The sequence below is a fragment of the Mesorhizobium sp. M7A.F.Ca.CA.002.09.1.1 genome (assembly GCF_003998555.1).
GTDB classification, from domain to species: Bacteria; Pseudomonadota; Alphaproteobacteria; order Rhizobiales; family Rhizobiaceae; genus Mesorhizobium; species Mesorhizobium ciceri.
Window position 1 is genome coordinate 1 of record NZ_RZRR01000605.1, and the last position, 3,522, is coordinate 3,522.

Genomic DNA, 3,522 nt, shown 5'->3' on the forward strand with positions numbered 1-3,522 from the left:
GACATAAACCGGAGAGGCCGACCTGTCGGACTTGGTTGCGAAGCCGGTTGCCCTATGTCAAAAGCGGCCACGCCGTTCGGAGTTGCCCCCGCTTGAAGTCTTTTCGCGACAAACGCCGCGACAACCGTCCACATCCATCCGCCAAGAGTGCGGCGGACGTGTCACGCCCGCGTCCCGGCCAGGCTCCTGCCAGACCGGAAGCGCCACCGCGCGAGCGCCATGAGGCGAAGACGGAAAATCGTTCCGAACCGAACTCGGCGCCGCGCATCCTGGCCCGCCGCGAAGGCGCTCTGCCCGCCGAACATCTTCCCGTGATCCTGGAAGTGGCGCCCAATGCCGATTATGCGCTGCTCGACAGCGGCACCGGCCAGAAGCTCGAACAATATGGCCCCTACCGGATCGTGCGGCCAGAGGGTCAGGCGATCTGGCAAAAGGCATTGCCGGCAAAGGAATGGGAGCGCGCCGACGCCGTCTTCACCGGAGACACCGACGAGGAGGGGATCGGCCGCTGGCGTTTCCCGAAGCTGCCGCTCGGCGAGACCTGGCCGATGAAGCATGACGGCATCGACTATCTCGGCCGTTTCACCTCGTTTCGTCATGTCGGCGTCTTTCCCGAGCAGGCCTCCCACTGGGACCACATGGCCGGGCTGATCGCGGCGGCGAAGCGGCCGGTCAAGGTTCTGAACCTGTTCGGCTATACCGGTCTCGCTTCCTTGGTGGCGGCTCGCGCCGGTGCCGAGGTCACCCATGTCGATGCCTCGAAGAAGGCGATCGGCTGGGCCCGCGAAAACCAGGAGATGGCCGGCCTCGGCAGCAAGCCGATCCGCTGGATCGTCGACGACGCGGTGAAATTCGCCGAGCGCGAGGAGCGCCGCGGCAGCCGCTACGATATCATTCTGTTCGACCCGCCGGCCTATGGCCGTGGCCCCAAGGGCGAGGTCTGGCAATTGTTCGAGGACCTGCCGGATTTGACCGACCTCTGCCGGGCGATCCTGACGCCGAAGCCGCTCGCCGTGGTGCTGACCGCCTACTCGATCCGCGCCTCCTTCTTCGCCATCCACGCCCTGATGCGCGATACCTTTGCCGGTATGGGCGGCAAGGTTGAATCGGGTGAGCTGATCATCCGCGAAAAGTCCGCCGGCCGGGCGCTATCGACCTCATTGTTTTCGCGTTGGGTGGCTGAATGAACGAGCGGCATGCAGGCGCACCCGGCCAGGTGAAGGAGGTCACCAGCCTCGCCAATCCGCTGGTCAAGGACATCAAGGCGCTCGCTCAGAAGAAATTCCGCGACCAGCAGAACGCCTTCATGGCCGAGGGATTGAAGCTGGTCATCGATGCGCTCGATCTCGGCTGGCAGATCAGGACATTGGTTTTCGCCAAGGCCGGGCGCGGCAACGCTGCCGTGGAGAAGGTGGCCGCACGCACGGTTGCGGCAGGCGGCATGGTGCTCGAAGTGTCGGAGAAGGTGCTGGTCGCCATCACCCGTCGCGACAACCCGCAAATGGTGGTCGGCGTCTTTTCGCAAAAATTCCTCGCCCTGAAAGATGTCCGCGCTGACAATGGCGACGTCTGGGTGGCGCTCGACCGGGTGCGCGACCCCGGCAATCTCGGCACCGTCATCCGCACCGTCGATGCCGTCGGCGCCAAAGGCGTCATCCTGGTCGGCGATACCACTGATCCATTCTCCGTGGAGACGGTGCGTGCCACCATGGGTTCGATCTTTGCCGTGCCGGTGGCGAAGGCGACAACCGAGGCTTTCCTCGCCTGGCGAGGCGGGTTTTCAGGCCTCGTCGCCGGAACCCACCTGAAAGGCGCCGTCGACTACCGCTCGGTCGATTTTTCCCGCGGGCCCGTGCTGCTGATGATGGGCAACGAGCAGCAGGGACTGCCCGAAAGCCTGGCTGCGAGTTGCGACAGGCTGCTCAGGATTCCGCAAGCGGGCCGTGCCGATTCGCTCAATCTGGCCGTTGCCACCGGCATCATGCTGTTCGAGATCCGGCGCGGCGCGCTGAAGCTCGAGTCAATCCTGGACCAGCAATGAAGGTTGCCTGCCCGTGAGATCATGGTCTCCCTACGCATTGCTCGTCGTCGCGGCCATCGCGCTCGACCAGTGGATAAAATACCTGGTCGAGGCCGATCTGCCTTTTCAGGAGAAGGTTGATCTGCTGCCCTTCCTGGCGCTGTTTCGCACCTACAATACCGGCATCGCCTTCTCGATGTTCTCGTCCTTCGGCGACACCGGGCTGATCGTCATTTCGCTCGCCGTCGTTGCCTTCGTGCTGTTCCTGGCGACGCGGATCGCGCCGTCCCAGATCCTTGCCCGCACCGGCTTTGCGCTGATCGTCGGCGGCGCGCTCGGCAATCTGATCGACCGCGCCGTCTACGGCCACGTCATCGACTACATCCTGTTCCACACGCCGGTCTGGTCCTTCGCCGTCTTCAACCTTGCCGACGCCTTCATTTCGGTTGGTGCGGCACTGGTCGTCTTCGACGAGCTGTTCGGCTGGCGGCGCGAACCCAAAGCCAGTCCTTCCAAGGATTGACCCCGTGCGGCCATCGCCGCACAGTTCATGTCGTCAAGATCGCGGAGAAAGACATGTCCGAAACCTTCAAAGCCATCCTCGTTTCGCGTGACGCCGAGAAAAAGCAGTCGGTCGCCGTGACCGATCTCACCGAGGCCGACCTGATGGAAGGCGATGTCACCGTCGCGGTCGAGGCAACGACGGTGAACTACAAGGATGGCTTGGCGATCACAGGCAAGGCGCCGGTGATCCGCCGCTGGCCGCTGGTGCCGGGCATCGATTTCGCCGGCACCGTCATTTCGTCCTCGCATCCCGACTGGCGCGCCGGAGACAAGGTCGTGCTGAATGGCTGGGGCGTCGGCGAAACCCATTTCGGTGCCTATGCAGGCCGTGCCCGCGTCAAGGGCGACTGGCTGGTGCCGCTGCCGCAAGGCATCAGCCCGCATGACGCGATGGCCGTCGGCACCGCAGGATATACCGCCATGCTCTGTGTCATGGCACTGGAGCGGCACGGCATCCTGCCCGATCGCGGCCCGGTGGTGGTGACGGGGGCAGCCGGCGGCGTCGGCTCGGTCGCGGTCTCCATCCTGTCCAGCCTCGGCTACCATGTCATTGCTTCCACCGGCCGCAATGCCGAAAGCCCCTTTCTGATGGACCTTGGCGCCGCCGAGGTGATCTCGCGCGAGGAGCTTGCCCAGCCGGCCAAGCCGCTGGCCAAGGAGCGCTGGGCCGGCGGTATTGACGCTGTCGGCAGCCACACGCTGGCCAATGTGCTCTCGATGACCTCCTATGGCGGCGCGGTCGCCGCCTGCGGCCTGGCCGGCGGCATGGACCTGCCGGCCAGCGTCGCGCCCTTCATCCTGCGCGGTGTCTCATTGCTCGGCATCGATTCAGTGATGGCGCCGAAAGCAGTCCGCCTCGAGGCATGGCGCCGCATCGGCACCGACCTCGATCTGCAGAAGCTCGCCAGCCTGTCCAGCACCATCGGGTTCGACGGCAT

At 64.8% G+C, this 3,522-nt stretch carries 4 protein-coding genes; all 4 read left to right on the forward strand.

What is annotated here, in order from left to right; genetic code table 11:
* Positions 1–92: 92 nt before the first annotated feature.
* Positions 93–1,187 carry a class I SAM-dependent rRNA methyltransferase gene (locus tag EN994_RS22890; protein WP_063169011.1) on the forward strand — a complete coding sequence of 365 codons (1,095 nt, stop codon included), beginning with the start codon at positions 93–95 and terminating at the stop codon, positions 1,185–1,187.
* Entirely contained in the window at positions 1,184–2,041 is an 858-nt protein-coding gene (locus tag EN994_RS22895) for an RNA methyltransferase (protein ID WP_063169012.1), read from the forward strand. The genes EN994_RS22890 and EN994_RS22895 overlap by 4 nt, the downstream gene beginning before the upstream one ends.
* Positions 2,042–2,054: 13 nt before the next feature.
* Positions 2,055–2,543, forward strand: a complete 489-nt coding sequence (gene lspA / locus EN994_RS22900) for a signal peptidase II (RefSeq protein WP_063169013.1) — start codon at positions 2,055–2,057, stop codon at positions 2,541–2,543.
* A 53-nt stretch (positions 2,544–2,596) separates the two neighbouring features.
* Positions 2,597–3,522, forward strand: a 926-nt coding sequence (locus EN994_RS22905; protein ID WP_164746093.1) for an MDR family oxidoreductase, incomplete at its 3' end; no start/stop codon positions are given.